At 60.2% G+C, this 24384-nt stretch carries 18 protein-coding genes and 4 pseudogenes; 15 read left to right on the top strand and 7 right to left on the bottom strand.

Annotated features, from left to right (window positions below):
- Positions 1-74 precede the first annotated feature (74 nt).
- From IT549_RS05450 to IT549_RS05400, 11 genes are all read left to right on the top strand, one after another.
- Positions 75-842: an FCD domain-containing protein gene (locus tag IT549_RS05450; RefSeq protein ID WP_206069778.1), complete on the top strand. Its 768-nt coding sequence runs from the start codon at positions 75-77 to the stop codon at positions 840-842.
- Between the two features lie 22 nt (positions 843-864).
- Complete coding sequence (locus tag IT549_RS05445; RefSeq protein ID WP_169495426.1) at positions 865-2004, top strand: nitronate monooxygenase; 1140 nt, start codon at positions 865-867, stop codon at positions 2002-2004.
- Positions 2005-2019: 15 nt separating this feature from the next.
- Positions 2020-2817: a ubiquinone biosynthesis protein COQ4 gene (locus IT549_RS05440; protein WP_240960231.1), complete on the top strand. Its 798-nt coding sequence runs from the start codon at positions 2020-2022 to the stop codon at positions 2815-2817.
- Positions 2814-3986 (top strand): transporter, encoded by a 1173-nt coding sequence (locus IT549_RS05435; RefSeq protein ID WP_169495427.1) that lies wholly within the window; start codon positions 2814-2816, stop codon positions 3984-3986. The genes IT549_RS05440 and IT549_RS05435 overlap by 4 nt, the downstream gene beginning before the upstream one ends.
- Complete coding sequence (locus tag IT549_RS05430; protein WP_206379278.1) at positions 3986-4435, top strand: OB-fold domain-containing protein; 450 nt, start codon at positions 3986-3988, stop codon at positions 4433-4435. Before IT549_RS05435 ends, IT549_RS05430 begins: the two co-directional genes overlap by 1 nt.
- A gap of 14 nt (positions 4436-4449) precedes the next feature.
- The gene (locus IT549_RS05425; RefSeq protein ID WP_169495428.1) at positions 4450-5673 is read left to right on the top strand and encodes an acyl-CoA dehydrogenase family protein; all 1224 of its coding nucleotides are present in this window, start codon (positions 4450-4452) and stop codon (positions 5671-5673) included.
- Positions 5673-6767, top strand: coding sequence for an acyl-CoA dehydrogenase family protein (locus IT549_RS05420; protein ID WP_169495429.1), 1095 nt, complete (start codon positions 5673-5675; stop codon positions 6765-6767). The genes IT549_RS05425 and IT549_RS05420 overlap by 1 nt, the downstream gene beginning before the upstream one ends.
- Before the next feature lie 21 nt (positions 6768-6788).
- On the top strand, positions 6789-8402 hold the full coding sequence (locus tag IT549_RS05415) for an acyl-CoA synthetase (RefSeq protein WP_169495430.1): 1614 nt from the start codon (positions 6789-6791) through the stop codon (positions 8400-8402).
- Positions 8399-10006, top strand: a complete 1608-nt coding sequence (locus IT549_RS05410; protein WP_292970569.1) for an NAD(P)/FAD-dependent oxidoreductase — start codon at positions 8399-8401, stop codon at positions 10004-10006. The genes IT549_RS05415 and IT549_RS05410 overlap by 4 nt, the downstream gene beginning before the upstream one ends.
- A gap of 21 nt (positions 10007-10027) precedes the next feature.
- Entirely contained in the window at positions 10028-11002 is a 975-nt protein-coding gene (locus tag IT549_RS05405; RefSeq protein WP_169495432.1) for an alpha/beta hydrolase, read from the top strand.
- Positions 11003-11165: 163 nt separating this feature from the next.
- Positions 11166-13772 carry a TonB-dependent receptor gene (locus tag IT549_RS05400; protein ID WP_324476065.1) on the top strand — a complete coding sequence of 869 codons (2607 nt, stop codon included), beginning with the start codon at positions 11166-11168 and terminating at the stop codon, positions 13770-13772.
- A 91-nt stretch (positions 13773-13863) separates the two neighbouring features.
- Here the strand turns inward: IT549_RS05400 and IT549_RS05395 are convergent, their stop codons facing one another.
- Complete coding sequence (locus IT549_RS05395; protein ID WP_169495434.1) at positions 13864-14637, bottom strand: NUDIX hydrolase; 774 nt, start codon at positions 14635-14637, stop codon at positions 13864-13866.
- A gap of 218 nt (positions 14638-14855) precedes the next feature.
- Here IT549_RS05395 and IT549_RS05390 point away from each other — a divergent pair, with 218 nt between their 5' ends.
- From IT549_RS05390 to IT549_RS05380, 3 genes and pseudogenes are all read left to right on the top strand, one after another.
- The gene (locus IT549_RS05390; RefSeq protein WP_292970561.1) at positions 14856-15035 is read left to right on the top strand and encodes a transposase; all 180 of its coding nucleotides are present in this window, start codon (positions 14856-14858) and stop codon (positions 15033-15035) included.
- Between the two features lie 445 nt (positions 15036-15480).
- Positions 15481-16427 (top strand): IS630 family transposase gene (locus IT549_RS05385; protein ID WP_292970559.1). Its coding sequence is split into 2 segments (ribosomal slippage): positions 15481-15829 and positions 15829-16427, totalling 948 coding nucleotides; the frame shifts between segments, so codons are not numbered across the junction.
- A gap of 16 nt (positions 16428-16443) precedes the next feature.
- Positions 16444-17459: pseudogene (locus IT549_RS05380) on the top strand (IS66 family transposase); the annotation flags it as partial.
- A gap of 490 nt (positions 17460-17949) precedes the next feature.
- On the opposite strand, the gene IT549_RS05375 reads toward IT549_RS05380, so the two are convergent.
- On the bottom strand, positions 17950-20883 hold the full coding sequence (locus IT549_RS05375; protein WP_292970557.1) for a TonB-dependent receptor: 2934 nt from the start codon (positions 20881-20883) through the stop codon (positions 17950-17952).
- A gap of 236 nt (positions 20884-21119) precedes the next feature.
- Between IT549_RS05375 and IT549_RS05370 the strand changes: the two genes are divergently transcribed.
- Positions 21120-21569: a MarR family transcriptional regulator gene (locus IT549_RS05370; protein WP_292970555.1), complete on the top strand. Its 450-nt coding sequence runs from the start codon at positions 21120-21122 to the stop codon at positions 21567-21569.
- Positions 21570-21704: 135 nt separating this feature from the next.
- Here IT549_RS05370 and IT549_RS05365 read toward each other — a convergent pair whose 3' ends face one another.
- The 5 genes and pseudogenes from IT549_RS05365 to IT549_RS05345 form a co-directional block, all read right to left on the bottom strand.
- Positions 21705-21962, bottom strand: coding sequence for a hypothetical protein (locus tag IT549_RS05365; protein WP_292970553.1), 258 nt, complete (start codon positions 21960-21962; stop codon positions 21705-21707).
- Between the two features lie 148 nt (positions 21963-22110).
- A pseudogene (locus IT549_RS05360) lies at positions 22111-23197 on the bottom strand (IS5 family transposase).
- A 79-nt stretch (positions 23198-23276) separates the two neighbouring features.
- Positions 23277-23765: pseudogene (locus IT549_RS16170) on the bottom strand (chromosome partitioning protein ParB); the annotation flags it as partial.
- A 75-nt stretch (positions 23766-23840) separates the two neighbouring features.
- Positions 23841-24148: pseudogene (locus IT549_RS05350) on the bottom strand (IS3 family transposase); the annotation flags it as partial.
- A 104-nt stretch (positions 24149-24252) separates the two neighbouring features.
- Positions 24253-24381 carry an AlpA family phage regulatory protein gene (locus IT549_RS05345; protein WP_292970549.1) on the bottom strand — a complete coding sequence of 43 codons (129 nt, stop codon included), beginning with the start codon at positions 24379-24381 and terminating at the stop codon, positions 24253-24255.
- Positions 24382-24384: the final 3 nt, after the last annotated feature.

The following is a 24384-nucleotide window of genomic DNA, read 5'->3' as shown; positions in this document are numbered from 1 at the left end:
ACAGGTTTCAGGGCGCCAACGTTTTTCCGCAGGAGATGCTAGACACGGTGATCGATTAATGCTTATACGTTTTTATGGCTTCTGTTCCACATCGATCTCCGGACGACAACGCGGTGCCCGCAGGCAAGGCAAAGCGCGCCTTGCAGGTCGCGCAGGCCATCGTGTCCGATATCCAGCTCAACGCCCGTGAGGCCGGAGACCGCCTCCCGCAAGAGGAGGATATGCTGGCGCGTTACGAAGTCGCGCGCGCAACCTTGCGCGAGGCGCTCAGGTTTCTTGAGCTGCAGGGGGTGATCCAGTTGCAACTGGGCCGCGGCGGCGGACCGGTTGTGTCGCGGCCGCAGACGCGCGATTTTGCCAGCTCTCTGTCGCTCATCCTGCAATTCATGGATACCGATCTGCGGGCCCTGCTCGAACTGCGCGAAGCGATCGCGCCCGATATGGCGGCCAAGGCTGCGGCGCGGGCGACCAACGCAGATCTCGCCGCATTGAGCGATTGCTACGCCCAACTCGAACGCGACCGCGAAACCGCTGGGTTCGAGGAAACCAACCGGCGCTTTCACGATTTGCTGGGCTGGGCCAGCGGCAACCCGACCTTCGGATTGCTTACATCGGCACTGCATTTGCTGACCCGCGATCTTGCCATGGAATTGGGTTATTCCGCGCAGGAACGGGCCGGCCAATTGCGCTGCCTCGCGCGGGTACTGAACGCGGTGCGCCTGCGCGATGCCGATGGTGCACGCCGACACATGGAGCGGCTGGTCAAGGGATCGTCCGAATATCTCGCGGCTCGCAGCCCCGAGCTCGTTACGCAAAAGGTCAGATGGGGAGACCCAGGCTAGGCCGGCACTTCTGGAGAGGACGATGGCACTGAACAGCCGAATTTGCGGGATGCTCAAGATCGAGCATCCGATCCTGCTGGCCGGTATGGGCGGCGCGAGCGTGCCCCGGCTGGCCGCTGCGGTTTCCAACGCCGGTGGGCTAGGTGTGCTGGGCGCGGCGGCATGCTCGCCCGAACGCTTGCGCAGCTGGATTCGCGAGACCCGCGCGCTAACCGACAAGCCGTTCGGGGTCGATACCTTACTGCCCGCTTCTGTCCGCCGGGGCAAGGCACCTGAAACCGGGGCGGCTCCTACGGATCCGATGGCGGTGTTCGGCGAGTATCAACAATTCGCCCGCGATTTCATGGCACGTGAAGGACTGGGCGAAGTCGATTCCGCTGCGGCGATGCGCGCCGCCGCCGGGGCGGAAAGCGAAGGTGGTCCGCCGCTGTTCTCGAAGGAGTTCTTCGAAGCGCAGATGGAGGTGGTGATCGAGGAAAAGGTGCCCGTCTATGCGGCCGGACTGGGCAATCCCGGACCGTGGATGGATCGCCTGCACGCCAACGGCACGATCGTGATGGCGGTGGTGGGCAAGGTCAAACACGCCTTGCAGGTGGTAGAGTCCGGGATCGATATGATCGTCGCCCAGGGTCACGATGGCGGCGGCCACAATTCGCCGATCGGGACGATTTCGCTGATTCCCCAGGTGGTCGACGCCGTGGGGGACCGGGTCCCGGTGCTGGGTGCCGGCGGCATCAGCGACGGGCGCGGAGTGGCAGCGGTCTTCATGCTCGGTGCCGAGGGTGCCTGGGTGGGAACGGCCTTCCTCGCGACCGAAGAAGCCGGAATCGAGGATTTCCAGAAGCAAGCCATTGCCGAGGGCGGTGACGGCGACACGGTGGTCAGTCGCTCGATCACCGGCAAGCCAGCCCGGATGATCGCCAACAAATGGGCCAGTGCATGGATCGAAGCGGGCAAGGAGCCGCTGCCCATGCCTTACCAGTCGATGATTGCTGGCCCGGTCATGGCGGCGGCGATCCGCGACAAGCGGATGGATGTGCTTCCCGGGTTTGCGGGACAGGGCATCGGTTTGATCAAGTCGGTTCGCCCCGCCGCCGCGGTGATGCGCGATCTGGTGGCCGACGCCGAAAAGGCCTTGGCCGGAGCCAAGCGATTTGGGTGAGGAAGCCGCATCGAAATGGCAAGCGAGGCGAAGATGAAGGGACAGGAACTGAAGCGCCGCATCCGCCCAGGAGAAGCGCTCTCGGCGGTAAAGGTTCTACTCCGCGACAAGGAAGATACCGCACAGGTATTCAGGATTGTCGAGGCCTTGGCTGGAAACAGCTATTATCGCCATTTCAGGCGGTTTGCGGGATCCGAAGGCGGGAGGCGCATCCTGGCCAGCCGGAGCAATCTGCTCGATCGCCTGCGCGACCGCGAACGGTTGGCGCGCTGCCCGAAGGGGAGCCTGGGACAGCAATATCTGGCCTTTGTCTATGGCGAAGGCCTGAGCGCTGAAGGGCTGGTTGAGGCGAGCGAGGAGGGTGGTGTCCGGACCTTTGTCGATCCCGATGTCGCCCTGTTCCGCAACCGGATGAGGGATTCGCACGATCTCTATCACGTTGTCACCGGTTACGGGCGAGATGGGCTGGGCGAAATTTGCGTGCTGACCTTTGGCAACGCCCAGTTCCACAACCACGGCATCGGCTTTCTGCTGCTGCTCGGACTGCTCAAATCAAGACGTGAGCATCCCGGATTACCGGTACTGGGCCCGATGATCGAGGCTTGGCGGCGCGGGCGTGCGGCCAAGAACTTTCCCGAAATACAGTGGGAAGAACTGCTGGATCGTCCGCTCGAAGAGGTTCGCGCGTCGCTCAGTTTGGCTCCCGCGCCGCGATACAGAAGGGCCGAACCCGAGTCCAAACGGATCGAGGTCGAATTCCAGGTCCGCCGCGAACTCGCCATGCAACGACAAAGAGACCTGGAACCGGCATGACCTTTTCCGACAAGACAGCTATCACCGGGGTTGGCGAGACTGATTTCGTCAAGGGCACTGAACGCACCGCCGTCGACATGATGCTGGAGGCTGCGCGCAAGGCGATTGCCGATGCCGGGCTCAAGCCTTCGGACATCGACGGCATGGTGCCGCCGCCGATCTATACCACCAGCGAGGAGCTGGCCGCCAATCTCGGGATCGACGTGCTGCGCTATGCGGCGACGGTGCACATGGGCGGCGCCAGCCCGACCACCGCGCTGCAGAACGCCGCGATGGCGATATCCGCCGGGCTGTGCGATCACGTGCTGGTCACGCTGGGTTGGAACGGCTTTTCGGCGCTGCGGCCCAAACCGGGCGCGCCGCCGACCCGGTCGATGAACATGAACACCCTGACAAACACCATCCAGGGGTACTACATTCCTTACGGCGTATTCCTGCCGGTGCAGATGTACGCCTGGCTGGCGATGCGGCATTCGCAGCTTTATGGGGTGGGGCCGGAAGCAACCGCCGCCATCGCCCTGGCTTGCCGCAAGCACGCCCAGCTCAATCCCAAGGCGTTCACCTACGGGAAGCCGCTGGACCGTGAGACCTATCATGCGGCGCGGTGGATTTCGGAACCGTTCCGGCTTTACGATTGCTGTCTCGAAACCGACGGGGCCTGTGCGGTGGTGGTCTCACGGCTCGATCGCGCGCGCGACCTGCGGCACGTTCCGGTGACGATCGCGGGCGCTGCCGAAGGCCATCCTTATCCCGCCGATGATATTCCGTCCCGGCCCGATCCGTTCAAGATCGGCCTGTCCTATGCCGCGCCCAAGGCTTTCGAGATGGCCGGGGTGTCGCGTAGCAACATGGATTTCCTCCAGGTCTACGATTGCTTTACCTACGTGGTGCTGCTCCAGCTTGAGGCGATGGGCTATTGCGAGCCGGGCGGCGCGCTCGATTTCGTCAAGGATGGCCAGATCGAGCTTGGCGGGAACTTTCCGCTCAACACGCACGGCGGCCTGCTCAGCGAAGCCCACGTCTGGGGGCTCAACCACGTGGTCGAAGCGGTGCGCCAGCTGCGGCACGACTGCGGCGAGCGGCAGGTCGAAGGGGCGCAGACCGGGCTGGTCACCGGCTGGGGCGATCTGGGTGACGGCAGTGTTGCCATCTTGCGGAGGTTTGGCTGATGGACGAAGATCTTTCTCCCAAGGCGCGCGCCGCGGCCGCCGCTGCGCCGGCCAAGCCGCGGCCTCGCCCGCAAGACCCGGTCGAGCAGGAATTCTGGAAGCGGTGCCAGGATGGGCACCTCTACTTCCAGAAATGCGGGGGTTGCGGTTCGTGGCGGCACTTGCCGCGCTACATGTGCGCGCGTTGCGGCTCGCCTGACTTTGCGTGGGAACAAAGCTCGGGCAAGGGCACGGTGTTTTCGTGGACCGTGGTGCATCAGGCGCTGCACCCCGCCTTCGCGGCGGACATTCCCTATGTCGCCGCAGTGGTCGAGCTCGACGAGGGGGTCCGCATGGCCACGCGGCTGATCGATTGCCCGATCGACGCTGTCCGGCTCGACCTGCCGGTGGCACTCGCGTTCGAAACCATCGGGGAAGACTTTCGCTTGCCCGTCTTCCGGCCGGCCTGAAAGGACGCTGTGCAATGGACCTGAGTTATGGCCCCGAGTATGAGACGTTCCGCGAAGAGGTGCGCGACTTCATCGCCGTCAATCGCCATCTCGCACCAAAGAATGCCGGTCGTGCGGCCCGCCCGTCGAATGAAGGCGTGGCCTGGCAGAAGCTGCTGATCGAGCATGGCTACACCGCGCGCACCATTCCGCGCGAATACGGCGGGTTCGGGGCCGAGCCCGACATTCTCAAGTCCCGGATCATCGCCGAGGAGTTTGCGCGCGCCGGTGTGCCCGGCGGACTCGCCAACCAGGGCATTTCGATGCTGGTGCCGACCTTGCTCGAACTTGGCACCGAAGAGCAGAAGAGGCGCTGGATCGAACCGACTTTGGCCGGCGATGTGGTGTGGTGCCAGGGCTATTCCGAACCCGGATCGGGATCGGACCTCGCCAGTCTCAAGACCAGCGCCCGGGTTGAAGGCGGCGACTTCGTCGTCAACGGCCAGAAGATCTGGACCAGCACCGCCAAGGAAGCGGACATGATCTTCTGCCTGGTGCGGACCGAAGGGGACGCAGCCAAGCACCAGGGGATCAGCTATCTGATCTTCCCGATGACCACGCCGGGGATCGAAGTCCGCCCGCTCAGGACCATGACCGGCCATGCCGAATTCAACGAAACCTTCTTCACCGATGTGCGCGTGCCGGTCGATCAGATCGTCGGCCAGCGCGGGCAAGGCTGGTTCGTCGCCAACGCCACGCTCGGGCACGAACGCGGGATGCTGGGCGATCCCGACGCACTCGAAAACCGGCTGCTCGCGCTGATCGAACTGATGAAGGTGGAACAGGTCGGCGGTGCACGGGTGATCGACCTTCCGGCCCTTCGCGACCGGCTGGTGGCGCTCCAGGCCGAAGTCGCGGCGATGAAGTACAACGGGATGCGGATCCTATCGAACCAGATCAAGGGCGAGCCGGGCGGCATGGCCAAGCTGATCGTCAAGCTCCAGGCCTGCGAGCTGGCCCACCAGATTTCCGCTTTGGCGATCGACGCGCTGGGCGAATTGGGAATCCTCTACAACGGCAGCGCCCACGAGCGCGCAAACGGCAGCTGGCAATGGAACTACATGTTCCAGCTTGGCCTGATCATCGGCGGCGGAACCGCCCAGATCCAGAAGAACATCATTTCGGAGCGCGGCCTCAACATGCCGCGCGAGCCGCGCCTGGACCTGCCCAAAGGCCCGTCCGCGCAAGGAGGGCAGTGATGGATTTCGGACTTTCGCAGGAACAGCAGATGCTGGCAGAAAGCGTTACGCGGCTGCTGCGCGAACTCTCTCCGCTCGATCATGTCAGGCAAGTGGCCGAAGCCGGCAGCGCGGTTAGCGCGCAAAGCCAGGCCGCGCTGGCCGAATTGGGGCTACCCGGGCTGGTGGTGCCGGAGGCCCATGGCGGCCTTGGCATGGGACTGCTCGATGCAACGGTCGTTGCTACGGCGCTGGGGGAAGCGGTGGCGCCGGTGCCGTTCGCCGCTCGCAACGTGATGGCGCCGCTCGCGCTGATCGCGGCCGGATCCGAGGCGCAGCAGGCCCAATGGTTGCCGCGCATTGCAGCTGGCGAGGTGCGTTTCGGCGTCGGGGTGAATGAGCAGGTCTCCCGCCGCGATGGTTCGGGCGTGCGTTGCACCGGTGGCGCGCTGACTGGCACGGCGCTGTTCGTGCTCGATTGCGAGGAGGCCGATCACTTCATGATCGCCGACGAAGCCGGTCGGCTGCACATCGTATCGGCGCAGGCAGACGGGTTGGAGCTGATTGCCCTCAAGACGATCGACGCGACGCGCTCGGTCGGCGAACTGCGGCTTGCGTCGACCCCGGCGGAAGCCCTGGCCGACGACGGCGGTGCGGCGGCGCGGCGACTGATTGCCGCAGGCCGCATCCTGCTCGCGGCGGACAGCCTAGGTGCGGCGGATGCGATGATCGCCCAGGCGGTTGCCTATGCCGGGCAGCGCGAGCAGTTCGGGCGGGTGATCGGCAGCTTCCAGGCGGTCAAGCACATGTGCGCTGAAATGGCCGCGAAGAACGAGCCGTGCCGGTCGCTGGTGTGGTATGCGGCCCATGCGTTTGACGCGGTCCCAGCCGAAGCGGAACTGGTCGCTTGCCATGCCAAGTCGCACACCGGCGAAGTAGGCCGGTTTGTCGCCCGGACCGCAACCGAGGTGCACGGCGGCATGGGCTTCACCGACCTGTTAGGGCTGCATTACTGGTTCAAGCGGATCGGTTTCGACCGGCAGGTACTGGGCGGACCCGAAACGGTCCGGGAAGAGGCGGCGATACTGCAAGGCTGGACCGCAAGAGGGGTCTGACTAAGCGAGAGGACAGTTCCAATGGCAAAGTGGAATCTTGGCGACATACTGGACGCGATCGAGCCTGCCCTTCCCGCAGATACACCGGCCCTGATCCACGGCACGCGTGTCGTCACCTGGGCGGAAATGGGCGCGCGGTCGAACAATATCGCGCGCTTCCTTACGGCGAACGGCATTTTGCCCGGAACCAAGGTCGCGTTCTACATGCGCAACCGCCCTGAATACGGCGAACTGATGGCGGCTTGCTTCAAAGGCCGGTTCACCCATGTGAACATCAACTATCGCTACCGCCCCGAGGAGGTGTTCTACATCTTCGACGATTCCGACAGCGAGGCCATTTTCTACAGCGCCGAATTCCGCGATTGCATAGTCGAACTGAAGGACCGGCTGACCAAGGCCAAGCTTTTCGTCGAAATCGGCGATGCGGCGGCAAAGGCCCCGCTTGCGCTTGCCTATGAAGATCTCGCGGCATCGGGCGACGGTTCGCCGCTGGGGATCGAGCGGTCGCCGCACGATGAACTGTTCATCTACACCGGCGGGACGACCGGCATGCCCAAGGGTGTGGTCTGGCGCCACACCGATATGCGCGAAGCCCAGCTCGATGCGCAGCGCATGCTCGCGCCTGTGCCGGACAGCCTCGACGAAGCCGTCGCCATGATCCGCGCCGAAGGCCCGGGTCGGATGACTCTGCCAGCCTGCCCGATGATGCACGGGACGGGCTTCATCACGGCGATCGGGACGCTCGCCTCGGGTGGTTGCCTTGTCACGCTGGACAATCCCTCGCTCGACGCGGTCGAGTTGTGGGAAGCGGTCGAACGCAACAAGGTGCAGTCGATCGCGATCGTCGGCGATGCCTTCGCCAAACCGATGCTCAAAGCCCTCGATGATAACCCTGGCGGTTTCGATACCTCAAGCCTGATCACCATCGTCTCGTCGGGGGTGATGTGGAGCAAGGAGGTCAAGCAGGGCTTGATTGGGCATATTCCGCAAGTGGCCCTGATGGACAGCTTCGGCGCTTCGGAAGGGCTTGGTTTCGGGCGCTCGATTACGACTGCCGCCGGGACCACCGAGACGGCGAAGTTCACCATCGGCGGTTTCTGTGACGTGTTCGACGAGAACGACCAACTGGTCCGCCCAGGCACCGGCACACCGGGTTTTATCGCCCTCAAGGGGCCGATCCCACTGGCCTATTACAAGGATCCCGAAAAATCGGCACGGACTTTCAAGACCATCAACGGAGTCCGCTACTCGATCCCCGGGGACTGGTGCACGGTCGAGGCCGATGGCAGCCTGACCCTGCTCGGCCGGGGCAGCGTATGCATCAACACCGCTGGCGAAAAGGTCTATCCCGAAGAGGTCGAGGAAGTACTCAAGACTCATCCGGCTATCGAGGATGCGCTGGTCGTGGGGGTCGCCGATGAGAAGTGGGGCCAGGCGGTGACCGCAGTGGTTCACCTTACCGCGGGCGAGACGCTCGATGAACCGGCCGTCAAGGAGCATGTCCGCAGCAAACTGGCGGGCTACAAGACCCCCAAGGCCGTGTTCGCTACCGCGATGGCGTTGCGTGCGCCCAACGGCAAGGCCGACTACAAGGGCGCGGCAGACCTTGCCGCCAAGCTGAGCGCCGCCCAATGAGCGCACCCGATCCAGACTGCGACGCACTGATCATCGGGGCGGGATTCAGCGGAATCTATCTGCTCCACCGGCTGCGTCAGGCCGGGTTTCGCACAAGGTTGATCGACGCCGCCGCCGAACCCGGCGGGATCTGGTACTGGAACTGTTATCCCGGTGCCCGGGTCGATTCGCACGTCCCGATCTACGAATTCTCGCTGCCCGAGTTGTGGCGGGACTGGACCTGGAGCGAACGGTTTCCCGGCGGCGGAGAGCTGCGACGATATTTCCGCTACGTGTGCGAAAAGCTGGAGCTCTGGCCCGACATGGACATGGGGACGCGGGTGTCTGGTGCCCGCTTCGATGCCGAAAGCGATGTCTGGCGTGTCGATACGGCGCAAGGCCAGCAGATCAGCGCCCGCTTCCTGCTGCCTTGTGCCGGTTTTGCCGCCAAATGCTATACTCCGGACATTGCCGGCCTGGAAACGTTTGCGGGTGAACGGCACCATACCGCGCATTGGCCTCAGGACGGCCTTCCGTTGGCCGGGAAGCGGGTGGCGATCATCGGCACCGGGGCGAGCGGCGTGCAAGTTGCGCAGGAAGCCGCGCGCGACGCCGCGCAGCTGACCCTGTTCCAGCGCACCCCGATCCTGGCTCTGCCGATGCAGCAGCAGCCGCTGAGCCTTGAGCAGCAAGCGCAGGAAAAGGCTGCCTATCCCACGATCTTTGCCAGACGGCAGACCTCGAACGGCGGCTTCGATGCCGATCGAATGGAAATCAGCGCGCTCGACGTCGATGCAGTCGAACGTATCGCAACTTTCGAACGTCTATGGCGAGCCGGCGGCCTGCGGTTCTGGTACAACAATTTCGCCGATCTGCTGACCGACGAACGCGCCAACCGCTTCGCCTACGATTTCTGGCGCGAGAAGGTCCGCGCGCGGATTGCCGATCCCTTGCTTCACGAGGCATTGGCGCCGATGGAACCTCCGCATCCCTTCGGCACGAAACGACCCTCGCTCGAACAGAACTATTACGAGATATTCGCACAGGACAATGTGTCGCTGGTCGATCTCAAGCGCGATCCGATCGAACGTGTGGTCCCCAGCGGTATCGAGACCGCAAGCGGCCTGATCGAATGCGACATCATCGTATTCGCCACGGGGTTCGATGCCGGCAGCGGCGGGCTGATCGACATGAATCTGCTCGGCACCGAAGGCTTTAACCTGGGTGACGCGTGGAAGGACGGGGTCCGCGCCTATCTGGGCAATTCCGTTTCCGGGTTCCCCAATATGCTGTTCCACTACGGCCCGCTGAGTCCATCCGGCTTTTCCAATGGTCCGACCGCGGCCGAGCTGCAGGGCGACTGGACGACTGATTTCCTGGCTCACCTGAGGAGCGAGGGGATAACACGGTTCGAGCCCGATCCGGCAGCGGAGCGCGAATGGACCGACATGGTCGAACAGATCGGTGCGATGACGCTCTTTCCCAAAGCCAAGTCCTGGTACATGGGCGATAACATTCCAGGCAAGAAGCGCCAGCTGATCAACTTCCCGAGCGTATCAACCTACGCCCAGATCTGTGCCGACGTTGCCGCAAATGGCTATCGCGGCTTCGGTCTCGTTTCTTGAACATTCTGATCGGAAAATACCTTGTCGAGTGACATAACGAACGGTCTTGGCGATATCGATCCGGAATGGGCACCGAACCCTGAAGAACTGCCCCGCTGGTTTGTCGATGCCCTTGCCGTTCCGCGCGAGGAAGGCTTCGTTGAGGTTGATGGCACGGGGATCCACTATTTCCGGTGGGGGCAGCGCGGTAAGCCACCCGTGCTGATGACTCACGGCTTCCTCGCCCACGCCCGCTGCTTTGCCTTCATCGCGCCATTCCTTGCGAACGATTACGACGTCGTAGCCTACGACCTGTCCGCAATGGGCGACAGCGCGGTGCGCGAAAATTGCGACATGGCCGCGCGCGGCCGGGAAATGATCGGAGTGGCGCGGGCGCTGGGCTTGTTCGATGCTGACCGGAAACCGGCGATCGTCGCGCACAGCTTCGGTGCCAGTGTCGCGCTGGAGGCGCTTGAACAATTGCCTGGCGGCTTTGCCGGTGCAGCCACTTGCGACATGATGACCCTGCGCCCCGCCATGCTCGAAGCATTCTGGGCAGGCGGCCACACCAGCCCGGGTTCAGGCAATCCCGACAAGCCGCAGCGCATCTACCCGGACTTTGCGACTGCCCGCAGCCGCTACAAGCTCTCGCCGCCGCAGCAAGTGGGGGAACCGTTCCTGATGGACTATATGGCCTATCATTCCTTGCGCCGGGTCGAAGGCGGCTGGAGCTGGAAGTTCTCGCCTGCGGTGTTCAATCGCGACAATTCGCGTGCCGATTGGCTAGCGATCGGCCCTAAACTGGTTTCGGCACCGGGGCGAAAGGCGATCGTGCATGGCGAGGAAAGCCTGTTGTTCACGCGAGACTCGCGGAATTTCGTGCACGAGCTTGGCGGAACCGACATCCCGATCATCGCGATACCCAATTCACGACACCATTTGATGCTGGATCAGCCCTTGGCATTTCTTGCCGCGATCCGATCGGTGCTAGGATGCTGGCTTTGGCCGCCCGGTTGATCGGCAGCTAGAAATCAACGTGAGTTCAAGATTCTAAAAAAGTGAGGAGGATTATATGTTGAGATCTAATGGTTTTCATTTGATGGCGTTGTCGGGATCATGCAGCCTATTAGCGATAGCGAGTCCTGCTCTGGCCCAGCAAACCGCCGGGGGTGAGGCAAATGTGAGCGAGCAGGTCGAGCAGCAAGCGCCGGGTGGAGAAATCGTGGTCACCGCAACCCGCCGTTCGGAAACCCTCTCCAAGGTTCCGCTGGCGGTTACCGCCGTTAATGCTCAATCGTTGCAGAATTCCGGCGCAAGCGATATTCGGCAACTTGGCCAGCTCGCACCTTCCTTGATGGTCTCTTCGACAGGAACCGAAGCTAACGGCTCGGCGCGCGTTCGCGGCGTGGGGACAGTCGGGGACAATCCGGGCCTTGAAAGTTCGGTCGCGGTATTCATTGATGGCGTCTACCGGTCTCGGTCCGGCGTTGCCTTGTCGGAACTTGGCGAGGTCGAGCGGATCGAAGTGCTGCGCGGACCGCAGGGCACACTGTTTGGCCGGAATGCGTCGGCTGGCTTGATTCATGTGATCAGCAAGAAGCCATCCTTCACCTTCGGAGCGAACGCCGAGGCCAGCTATGGCAATTATGATTATTGGCGCCTGGCTGGTTCGATAACCGGCCCTTTGACCGATACACTCGCGGCAAAGATTGAGGGCGTATACGCCAAGCGCGACGGCTTTTATGACGATGTGAACACAGGAACGACAGTTAACAACCGTGATCGCTATTTCGTGCGCGGGCAATTTCTGTTCGAACCGACGGATGCAACCAGCGTCAGGTTGATCGGCGATTACACGCACCGCGAAGAAGCATGTTGCGGAGCAGCATATATCGATGCGGCCTTCAATCCGCTGATCGGGGGCCTCAACGATCCGGCTCAGAACAACATCGTCAAGGTTCTGCTCGATCTCGGCCAACAGTCCCAGGCATTCAGCGATCCGTTCAGCCGAAAGATCTGGACATCCACCGCCCATCCGATGGGCGGGACCATCAACGATGGTGGCGTTTCGCTTGAGATCAATCACGATTTCGGCGCGGCAAAGCTCACCTCCATCACGGGCTATCGCGAGTTCAAGAGCGAACAGGAAGGTGATAGCGATTATTCCACGGTTGATCTGCTCTACAGGGCTCCTGGCTCTTTCCGGCAGTTCAAGACCTTCACCCAGGAATTGCGCCTTCAGGGTTCAGCCTTCGACGATAAGCTGGATTGGCTGGTTGGGGGCTATTTCGCGGACGAAAAGCTGAATGTCGACGATGCGCTGCGCTTTGGCAGCCAATACGGACGCTTCGCCGCCTGCCGGATCGTTTCGGGCGGAGGCCTCGCGGGCTTCTACGATCCTGCAAGCACCGGTTGCCTCAGTGCAACCGGCCGGACTGTCGTGGGAAGTTTTGGCGCTGACATTATCAATGGCTTTGATCGCCTCGATTCGATCCGCAACGTCGGTACGACGATGGATTCGTACCACCAGCATTCCAAGAATTATGCGATGTTCACGCACAACATCATCACACTTGCCGATGAATTGAAGTTGACGCTTGGCGCGCGTTACACGTGGGAAGACAAGAGCCTCGACGCCACCTTTGGCAACAACAACACGATTTGTCCGGCATTGCAGGGAACCTTGATCGATGATCTTTCCAGCGCCAACGCCACGGTTCGCACGCTAGCCGGATCGCTCCTCAGCCTGGGCTGCCAGGGGAACTCGACATCCGAGGTGAACAGGGTCTCGATCAACGGCAAGCGCAGTGAAAGTGAATTCACCTATACGGCGGGCCTCTCCTATCAGGTCCGCCCAGAGGTAATGATCTATGCCAACTATTCAAAGGGATACAAGGCGGGTGGATTCAATCTCGATCGATCTGCCCTTAAGTCGCCAATCATGCCATTTGCGGCAGGTGGCGGCGCGCAGGCCTATGTCCACAACCTCATGTTCGATCCGGAATATGTCAAAGCCTATGAGGTGGGTCTGAAGTACAGCTCGCGGGAATTCAGCCTGTCCGTGACAGGATTTCGGCAGGAGTTCAGCAACTTCCAGTTGAACACTTTCGCCGGCGCGGTTTACATCGTTCAAACGGTCAACGGTTGCAAGGCTAGCCTGGGCGGTGCGGACAGGGACGCTGATCCAGCTACCGGCTCCTGTGCTTCCGGCGATGTTGGCTACGGTGTCCTCAGCCAGGGTGTGGAGATCGAGGGTTCCTTGCGCCCTGTGCGCAATCTGACCTTTAACCTTGGTGTCACTTACGCCAGCACAAAATACCGCGACAACCTGGTCGGAAACAGCCAAGGTGCTCCGCTTGACCCGGCATTGCGCGTGCTGCCTGGCAAGCAGATCTCGAATTCCGCACCGTGGGTGGTCACCAGTTCGGCCTCCTGGACACCCGAAATCGGCAGTTCGGGATTGCATGCGCTGTTTTACGTCGATGCCCGGCTCAGCTCGGATTATAATACAGGGTCGGACCTCTATCCGCAAAAGAGTCAAGATAGCTTCGTGGTCGTCAATGGACGCATTGGTTTGCGTGGTCAGGATGAGCGTTGGGGAGTGGAGTTCTGGGTCCAGAATCTCTTCAACCAGGACTACACTCAGGTAACCTTCAACACGCCTTATCAGGCAGGCGGAAGTTCAGCCAGTTACGGCTATCCCCAGTTTCCGGGCGGACGGCAAATCTTCTCGTCATTCCTCGCCGAGCCACGTACCTACGGTGTCACGGTGCGCGGCAAGTTCTGATTAGTCATCATCAGCTTCCGGGATGCTTCATTGTGTCCCGGAGGCTGCCTTGACTTGGCGTTATTAGTTTTTCAACCCTGATTAGTAATAGCTATCCGACAACTTCGACTACGGAACCATAACCGGCATTATCGGGAATCACGAGGAGACGTTTGCCATCGCGTTCTTCCAGCGCGGGGATAACGGTAACCAAGGTTCGCTCCTCCGCGCGCTTGATACAATCCGCCGCATCATTGGCTTCGGCCAGCAGTTGCACGTTCATCCGAGTCGGGAAGATAACCGTGCGCTCGCCGCATTTGGCCAGGCGCAAGACATCGCTTGGTGAGATCCATTCGGCATCGACGGTCTCGTGCCCATCGCAGGCAGCGACCTGGTTGGCGGGGGCGTGGACCACATAGAAAAAGGTGTCGAACCGCTTTGGCATGATCAGCGGCGTGATCCAACGGGCAAAAATGCTGAGCGCATCAAGCCGCAAAAGCACACCCAATTCACGCACCACGTCGATGAAGGCAATTTCGCCACGTTCGACGGAGGCACGCACATCTGGATCAGAAGCGGCCTCGAACAGGTCGCTGCCAGGATAGCGCGCCAGCAGAATGCCGGCCTCTTCGAAGACCTCACGGATTGCAGCTATGCGAAGGGAACGCTGAACAACGTCAAACTGATCCCATCCAGCGCAATGCTCCACCCAGGCCGGGTTCGAATCGCCTCGATGTAACTTTCCGCCGGGAAAAACGAGCGCACCGGAGGCAAAATCGACTTGCTGGTGGCGTCTAACCATCAGCACCTGGAATTCGGGATCATCGCGCAGCAACATGATCGTTGCTGCCGGTTTGGGCTCATGTGCTCCTTTATCATGGCGCATCTCGTCTTTCCTTTTGCTATCTAGCCAGCCAGTTTAATCATGCCGTTTGCGCCATGCAAACGCCAGCTTTAGAACCTAGCCGACATAGACACCCCGGCCACTCGCCAACAATTGGCCGTTGCCATCTTCGATCCGTAACCGCTGTTCGGCCCCCACCTTGCGCGGGTAATGTCCAACGTTGAGCTTGCGGGCCTGATTTGGGCTGAGGCGCTACTCCTATGATAATCCCGTGTGATGATCCTGTGAGCAAGGGCGCGCAGCGGTTCGAGATATTCACCGGTGCGGGCAAACGGCGCGATTGGCCACCGGAGGTCAAGGCATCGATTGTGGCGGAGTGCTATGCGGGCAACAGAGGTGTCGGCGCCGTTGCCCGTCGCCATGGTCTTGACCCTTCGTAGGTCTATGCTTGGCGGAAGGATTTGCACAAGTAACTGGCGGTCAAGGACCGGCACCTTTGCCGGCAGAACCGGCTACCACGGCGTTCGTGCCCGCAGTGGTCGAGTTGAGCCCACTGCCGGATCCGGCATCTGCGCGTCGAGCCCGGCACAGGCGGCGTGCTTCAACGGCTGCGGTGGAACTGGAGATTGACTGCGTAGCGGTAAAGATTGCGCGCGGTGCCAATGCCAGCGTGATTACCGCGGTGATAGAAGCACTCAAGGCCACCCGATGATCGGACCCGGCCCTGGCGCGCGCGTGATGGTGCCAACGCGACCGGTGGATTTCCGCAAAGGGCCCGACGCATTGGCGGCGCTAGAGCGTTTTCCACAGCTGCTGAATCGACGGGGATTCCTGTTCGGCTGAAAATCTGATTCATCCTGCCTGCTGGGCAGGAGGCCAGCATTGATGGCCAGAGCGTTATCTCAGGATTTGCGGGATCGAGTGGTTGCTGCGGTGGAGGGCGGCATGAGTTGCCGAGCCGTCGCAGCGCGTTTCGGTATCGGCGTGGCTACGGCGGTCCGCTGGCGTCAGATGGGGCTTGCGCATGGTCGGGCAGTTGCTGGCAAGCCGGGTGGTGACCAGCGTTCCTCCAAGACCGATGCTCACGCTGGGCTGATAATGACGATGCTCGACGACAATGGCGGCATTACCCTTGCCGAGCTCCGTTCCGGACTTGCCGCCCAGGGAGTCCTGGTCGGCATTGGTACGCTGTGGCGGTTCTTCGATCGTCGCGGAATTACGAGGAAAAAAAGACCGGCCACGCGATCGAGCAAGACCGCCCCGACGTCCTGAGCCAGCGCCGGCGCTGGTTCAACGGCGAAATCGATCTGGAGCCGGAGCGCCTCGTGTTCATCGACGAGACATGGACCGCCACCAACATGACCCGAAGCCACGGCCGCTGCGCCAAGCGTGAGCGACTGCGGATGGGCTTCCCGCATGGTCATCGCAAAACGACCACGTTCGTCGCCGGCCTGCGTATGAACGGCATGGTGGCACCAATGGTGCTTGATTGCCCGATCAACGGAGACTGGTTCGAAGCCTACGTGACTCAAGTGCTCGTGCCGGAACTGCGACCGGGAGACATCGTCATCATGGACAACCTGTCGAGCCACAAGCGAGCATCGGCGCAAGAAGCCATCGAGACAGCAGGCGCAACCCTGCGCTTCCTTCCCCCCTATAGCCCAGACTTCAATCCCATCGAGAAGGCATTCTCCCGGCTGAAGGCAATGCTGCGCAAAGAAGGCGAGCGAACCGTAAGTGGCCTGTGGGACCTGATCGGCAAGCTTGTCGACATCTTCCAACCCGACGAATGCGCCAACTACTTCAGCTCATGCGGGTATGATCCAGCATGATCGGAAAACGCTCTAGGCCCCGGCACCAGCGCGGATCGTCGAAGGCGGCATTCCCACCGAAACGCTGATCGCGCAGGTGCTGGTCGCTAAGTATGCCGATCACCTGCCATTGTACCGTCAGGCGCAGATCTATGCTCGGCAGGGTATCCAGCTTGATCGATCGACGCTGGCGGATTGGGTCGGCCGGGCCGCTGGTACCTTCGTCCGTTGCGCGACCACATTCTCGAGCGATTGCGACGATCCGAACGGCTGTTTGCCGACGAGACCACCGCGCCAGTACTTGATCAGGGCGCGGGCCGGACCAAGACTGGCCAGCTGTGGGCCTATGCCCGCGATGACCGGCCCTGGGGTGGCAATGATCCGCCGATGGTTGCCTATGTCTACGCCGCCGACCGTAAATCGGAACGCGCTGAAGCGCATCCGGGCGACTTCGCCGGCATCCTGCAAGTTGACGGCTATGGCGGCTACGCTGCGCTGGCAAAGCGTCGGCAGCAAATCCAACTCGCATTTTGTTGGTCGCAAGTGCGCCGGAAGTTTTTCGAGCTGGCGGACAAGTCGCCCGTCGCCACCGAGGTCCTGCGCCGCATCGCCATGTTCTACGCCATCGAGGACGAGGTGCGCGGCTCCATGGCCGAGCAGCGCCGGGCCCTGCGCGTCGAACGCTCACGCATCGTCATCTACGACCTGCGCCTTTATCTAGATGCCCGGCTTCGCCAGGTCAGCGCCAAGAGCAAGCTCGCCGAGGCGATCCGCTACGCGCTGAGCCGTTGGGATGGCCTAACCGTGTTCCTCGACGATGGCCGCGTCGAACTCGACTCCAACACCGTCGAGCGATCGATCCGGCCGCTTGCATTGAATCGCAAAAATGCGCTGTTCGCCGGCTCCGACGTGGGCGGCGATAACTGGGTGGTCATCGCCACGCTCGAGAACTGCAAGATCACCGGCATCAACCCACACACCTGGCTGACCACAACACTCACCGCGCTCGCCAACGGTCACCCCGCCAACCGCGTCGACGAACTTATGCGTTGGACCGCAGTGGCCTGTGAACACCGGTTACGCCCCAACGCGAGCTGCCGCGTGACAGCTCAAGCCGCCGTCAATTGCGGCAGCTACCCTGTCCCGAAGGTCCTGTGAAAGAGTTCGCGCCATCCATGCTGGCTTCCTGCCACCAACAGGAAGTCTGAATCACATCGAAGCCGCAAAGGGAATCTCCATCGATCCATTTCGTGTGGAAACTGCTCTAGCGCAACTGACGTATGGAAAATTCCCCGATCGAAAAAAAGGGCCGTGCTCGCGCACGACCCAAGTTTTTGAGAGTGGGCTGATGAGGCCCGATTACCTCTTTCCACAAAACAAACATAAAATAAAGAACTAAATTTCAACTCTTCGCTACTTTTTGTCAATAGTCAATATTTGAGCAGTCTAGATGACTCTCAGATTAGATATTTTAATCAATATTGTAGTTTATTATTAGAACAGAAATTGTCCTGTAATTTATTTACATTACCCGTAATATGAATCAGAACTTAAATCCTGCAGAAATTCCGTAAGTTCTTGGGTCGAGCGTATAAATATTGGTGAACAGGCCGGATGAAGGATCGGTGACATATTTGCCAGTAATCGCCTGCGAATTGAACACGTTCGACACAAATGCCCGCGCGAAAAAGCGATCTTCGGGAGCGGTCAGCGTCACCTGAGCATTGACGATTTCGTAAGCCGAAATCTTGTCGCGGATCGTGTTGAAATTGCTGCCCCAGGATTCTCCTGTGAAATGCACGTCTACTCGGGGTGAAATGGTCCATCCCCCCGCAAGCTCGGCGTCATACTGTGCACCGACCGAGAATTTCCAATTGGGCGAATTTGCAAGCTCGTTGCCTTTAAGGTTCCGTTCCACGCCGCCAGGGAGGAAGAAACCCCCGCCCGCACCGGCATCGAAGAGATACGTGCCAGCAGGCGTGTTGGCACGCAGGAACGATCCCAGCGCGCCGCAAAGTGAGAAGGCGCCATAGGAGTTCGTCCCAGGAACCTGAACCGCCGGACGGATCAGACCCCCGCCTGCCGCTGCATTGAATCCGTTGACCAGCGCAAGCGTGTTGGCAATCGGCACACTACCTTCGACGCTTGGCGCAACAACGCAGTTTGCGGCGCTCTGCAAATCCTTGATGATAACTACGTCGGACCGCCCATTTGACGGGTTGCGAGTGTCAACTGTGCTGAAGTCCGAAATTTCCGTGCTGAGATAGGACATGCTTGCGTTGACGGTGAAATTTCGAGATGGCTTAACAATCGCCTCGACTTCCACCCCGTAGATCTTCGCATTCGTGTTGTCGTTGAAAGATGTCCGGTTGATGATTCGACTGACCTGGAAGTCCTTGTACTTATAGTAAAATGCCGTCGCGTTCAGCTGAAGCTCGCCGCCCAGAAAAGTGTTCTTCGTGCCGATTTCGAATGCATCGATTGTTTCGCCCTTGAAGGTGAGCGGGATCGGCGGGAACAAGTTGGGATCATAAGGCGGATTGAAGCCTCCCGGCTTGTTGCCGCGGGTGTAGCTGGCATAGACCAGCGTATCTCGCGTAAAACTCAGCTCGGGCTTCCAGTCGAGAACCACACGGCCCGTGACCGCGTCAAAGGTTCCCCTTTGTTCGGCGAAAGTCTGCTGCCCAGGCGTGGAACTATCACCGTCAAAATTTAGGAGCAGAGCATTCACATCGCTGGTCCCGAACGGAACCAAGACATTCAGGAATGGCTGACGCGCCCTGATGTATTTCTTGTCGTTCGAATATCGCAGGCCGCCAGTGAGCTTAAGGTTGTCGGAAAACTTGAAATAGACTTCACCGAAGAAACCGTAGGTCTTCAGCTCTGAGCGATCGGTGTCGCTGTGAAAAAACGGAGGCCCCATGCCGAAATTCAACGAGGGCGAGCCCGCGCCAAAAGCGGTTACTGTGCCGAGGAACGCCGACATGTAGTCGAACCCCGAAGCCAGCACTGCATAGTCGTTGTCTCGCCCCTTGGCATTGAGATAGAGACCGCCCAGCAGGAAGTTGAACGGCCCGTCGAAGTCAGACGCAATGCGTGCTTCCACAGACCATTGTTCATTGTGGCCTCCTGAGTAGTCATTCTCATTGGTATTGTCGCCGCACTGGGAAATTCGTCCTGCCAGGTATCCAGCGTGCAGCGGATCGAATTGCGATGAGCAGATCTGGTTACCGCGAAACACACCTGAATTGAGGATTGCGTTGGCGATCGGATTGCCCCCTGCACCAGCAGCCCGCAGGGCAACTAGGCCCGGGTTGTTCAGGATGCTGCGGGTTGTGGTCAGATTGTAATCGAGCGTAGAGCTATAGTCACTGCGCGAATACCCGCCATTTATCGTGGCCGTGAAGCTGCCGAATTTTTGCTGCAGTTCCGCCTGCGCGGTAATTTGCTCGGATTTCCAGGTCGGCTCATAGTCAATGGCAACCTTGCGGACATCCGAAGGATTGATCGAGGTATCGTAAGCGTTCCCATCGTCTGCGTAAACACTGCCAAGTGCGAAAGCAGCAAGCGGGCCAAATCCTGCAACGGTCAGGAACTCGCGGCTCGCCAATGTGCCCACCGCAGTCGCATCGCCGTTGATCGCTCCGAAAGCCTCCTGATCCGGACGGCAGCCGAGAATCGCGGTTGGATCGGTCGCGCAAAGCTGCTTCTGCCCCCTCGATCGGTTGCTATCCTCCTTGAAGTATTGCGCCGATACGGTGAAGCGCGTGCTGTCGCTGGGCTCGATCTTGAAAGACCCGCGCAGTGAGTAATAGTCGCGACCATCGATCTTGTGGCCGGTGTTGAGATTCGTCGTGTAACCATCGCGTTTCAGATACATGCCGGCCAGGCGCACGCCAGCGATATCGCCGATCGGCAAATTGACCATGCCCTTGGCCCGGATTGCATTGTAGTTGCCGTAAGAGGCTTCACCAGACGCCTTGAAACCGGAAAGATCCGGCTTCGCAGTGATGATGTTTAACACGCCGGCCGTGGCGTTTCGCCCGAACAGGGTGCCTTGCGGTCCGCGCAGCACCTCGAGCCGTTCGATATCGTAGAATTCCGAATCAAAAATGCGGCTTGAGATCAGTGGCATGTCATTGAAATGGATCGCGACGCCGGCATCACCAGATGCGGCCACCACCGGGGAGCCGATGCCACGGATAGTGATATTGGTCCCGGAGAAATTGCCATAAGTCAGCGTGGTGCTGGGCAAGGCAAGTTGCAACTCCAATGGGTTATCGATCTGTTGCCGTTCAAGAGAATCGTTTGAAAACGCGGAGACCGCCACAGGAACGTCCTGAAGCCGCTCGCTGGTGCGCTGGGCCGTAACGATAATTTCATTCGGATCCGACGGATCCGCCGCTTCTTGTGCATGCACCGGCAGCGCAATTGATGCGCTGCATACGGAAATCAACAACGCCAACTTGCGGCTCATCATTATACCCCTCTCTCCTGACTTCCAAATCTCGACGGCCACCTCACTCATCAGGAAAGAGCTATAACACATTGTTAAACAACCATTTTCTGTGAGCAAATCGCTTGATGCGCATGCCGCGCTTACAGTTTCACTACGCATACCTTATCGTAAGGTGATTTACTGTCAAGTGTCATCGGGCATTATCTCCTTTTCTGTCTGGTCGATTCGAAGTTTCGCCGCTAATGCACCGTGCCATGAGTGAGCAGATTTTGGAGCGTGACTTTGTCACTGAGTTAGACAACCTGGTCTTCCTCGTTGAGGAAGTGCCTCGTAAGCTTCGCAGGGTTTTCGATAAATCGAGCGCAAAGCTCAGATTAAGCCGCTCGCAATGGCGCGCACTTGCCTACATCTTCCGCAGCCCCGGCCTCTCGCAGACTGAGCTAGCAAGATTCCTGGAACTCGAGCGCGCCGGCGTTGGTAACGTCATCGACCATCTCGAAATGGAGGGCTACGTCGAGCGCAGACCTGTAGAGGGCAATCGCCGAGTATGGACCCTGCACCCCCTGCATAAAGCGATTGAGATATTACCTCTACTTAGAGTTGACGCCGATATTATTTATTCCCGGCTATTTTTTGGCATTTCAGAAGTCGAAAAAGCCGAATTAAGACGTCTTTTGAAATGCATGTCGGAAAATATCGCCTAATGAATCATGCGAGATATCTATCTTGATGCTTATTGATCAGTAATCCGATATTTAGGCAATGAGGTTCTTCAGACGAGCAAGAAGTAATATCTCTGCATGAAGGAAGCGACCCCTCGCGATGGCCTAGGAGCCGCTTCAGAGATACGAGCGGCTTTGCCTGTCAGGAGGAGGTAAGGCGGCCAGATCGCAGAGGGTCAGGTTATCGTCGGTTGCACCGACTTCCGGCGCAGCGACCGGGACATCCGGTGCGGCTTCGATCTCGTCGGTCGGGACCGGACCGAAGCGCATAAACTCAGGTACCCAACCAAGCGCGCGTTCGCGAATCTCGACCTCGGTGATGTAGGTCCCGGCGTTGAGCCGCTCGGCACTCATTGAAAGATCGCCCTTCTTCACCGAAGCGAGCCGCGAAGAGAGATGGGCACCTCCTTCAACTCGGTGATCTGAGCGATAGCGGCCGGCGGCGCTGGATTTTGGTGCGAGTGTGTGCCTTAAGCGGCCCTATTCCGCCCTTTTTCGGCCGTTTTCCTGTTTGCGGTCGCACCTATCCCTTCGCTGCTCGTCGCTCGTGGAAGATCAGGCGGTGCATGTTGTAGGCCAGGTTGGCGAGCGTGATCTTGGCCTTGGCGCGCTTGATGCCGATGGTGCGGATGGTGCGGATGAACAGCCCCATCTTGGCCTTTTGCTGAGCGAAGACGTGCTCGACGCGGGCCCGGACTGTGGATTTGGCGGCGTTGGCCTTCGCGGTCCGCTCGGGCATCGGCCTGCCCCGCGGCTTCCTGCGATGGATGCGGCTGACCCGGCCCTGGCGCCTGAGCCATCGCTCGTTGGCTTGGCTGCGATAGGCGGTATCGGCCCAGACGTCGGAGGCGGTGTTGTCGTTGGTGATGACGTCGCGAAGCATGCGCCCGTCAAAGCGCGCGCCGTCGGTGACCTTGCATTTGCGGATGAACCCGAAGGCGCGGCAGATCGAGATGCTGCTCTTGTAGCCAAAACTGGGGATGGCAATGTCGATCCCCGGCTTACCATCAGCGGTGGGCCTGGCCTTGGCGAACTTCAGCGTCCAGCGCGCGTCGGTATCCTTCTGTGCTGCCCTGGCGGGCTCATCTGGCCATATCTCGCCGGCCGTCTTGCCTGCCCTTGATCGCATCCTTCTCGGGCGCGGTGTTGCGTTGCTTGGGTGCCGCCACCAGTGTTGCATCGACAATCTGGCCGCCCATGGCGAGATAGCCCCGCTCCTTGAGTTGCCGGTCGAAATCAGCAAACAGCGCGTCTAGTGCGCCGACCTCGGTCAGCTTCTCGCGGAACAGCCGGATCGTGTTGGCATCCGGCGTCGCGGCGCCCAAGTCGAAGCCAAGGAACCGCAGCCCGCTCAGCCGGTCGCGGATCAAATATTCCATCCGCGCGTCGCTGACGTTGTTCTGGGCAGCCAGGATCAGCACCTTGAGCATCGCCACCGGGTCGTAAGGCGGGCGACCGCCCTTGGCTCTGTCACCATAGGCCAGCGCCGCGCCAAGCGTCGGGCGAAACGCCTCGAAGTCGATGATCCTGTTCAACTCTTCGAGCGGATCGCCGTGAGCCGACAGTCGCTTCAAATGCTCCGACAGCCCGAACAATCCCGCCTCACGCATCGCCGCCTCCCGTCAGGCGGAGTGAATCAAATTATGCGCCGATTGGCGAGCGGTTTTTGGAGGTGCCCAGGTTGGTGCTCCCGACCGTGGTCAGGGCATCGAGGATCACCTGCTTCGAGACGCGGTCGGTCGCCACCAAGCCGCCATGTCGATCCCGATCAAGGCACCGAGATGTCCTGGAACAGGCTCTCGAGTTCACCGGCCACCTTGAGGCTAGCCTCGAGCGTCCGAGCAACTACGTGACCGACCGAGCCGGGCCACGCGGGCATGTTCCGAAAGCGCCTGGTCGAGATCGAAGCGCGACGTTGCGTCTTCACCTCGCCGGCCAGGTCTCATCAAGCCCCGACCTGAGTTCGGCAAGGGCTGCGCTCGCGGGCGCATCCTTGGCTTCGAACCCGATGATCGGACCAGAAGAGACCGGCCCTCGCAGCGTCGTCGCCGCGCGGGCGCGCCAGTCGAACATGTCGGCATCAGCGAGCGTAAAGACCATGACATCGAGGCCGAGACTCGGGTCGGAGGCGAGATGCAATGCAAGTAAGTCGCGGTGCTGTATCGCCATTTCGTCGATGAACACCGACGGCTTGGCGCGGATGTCCTGACTTTCGCGTTCGATCGCTTTGGACTTGTAACGGTCTTGCGCCGGTCACCTATCTGAGTATGCCACCTTTGCTTCGAACGCGAGCGGGCTAATGCCGCCCAGATATGAATGCCGCCTGCGGGTGTTGCAGAACTCGTTGATGCACTGGAAGGTGTCGACCTCTGCTTATCGCCGTGTTGGCCATTTCTGTCGCCAGATCAGTTCCGCCTTCAGTGATTTGAATAAAAAATGCAGCCCGGCGGCGGATTGCTTAGGCGCACCGCTATGTCCAGTGCCCGGATCGCTAGTTCTTTGTCCATTTTGTCGCTGACGGTCAAGCCCGCAACGCGGCGCCTATGGAGATGAAGGATGACAGTCACCTCATGGCGTCGCACAATCGCAATCCAGGAAAATCTGCTCAGCTAGATACCGAAAATCATCAAAATTTAGAACTTCATTATCCGTGAATAATTCTGCATTATTCTATTATCGAGTCGATCCATTTTTGAATTTCAAGCTCAGACCACACAACGATATACCCTTCAATCGGAAACGATTTGGGGAACTTCCCTACCTTCATCCAGCGATAGATCGTCGAAGTCGACATCCC

The organism is Novosphingobium sp. (assembly GCF_020852455.1).
Lineage (GTDB): Bacteria > Pseudomonadota > Alphaproteobacteria > Sphingomonadales > Sphingomonadaceae > Novosphingobium.
Note: the sequence above shows the minus strand (reverse complement) of the source record. Positions and strands in the feature narration are given on the sequence as shown.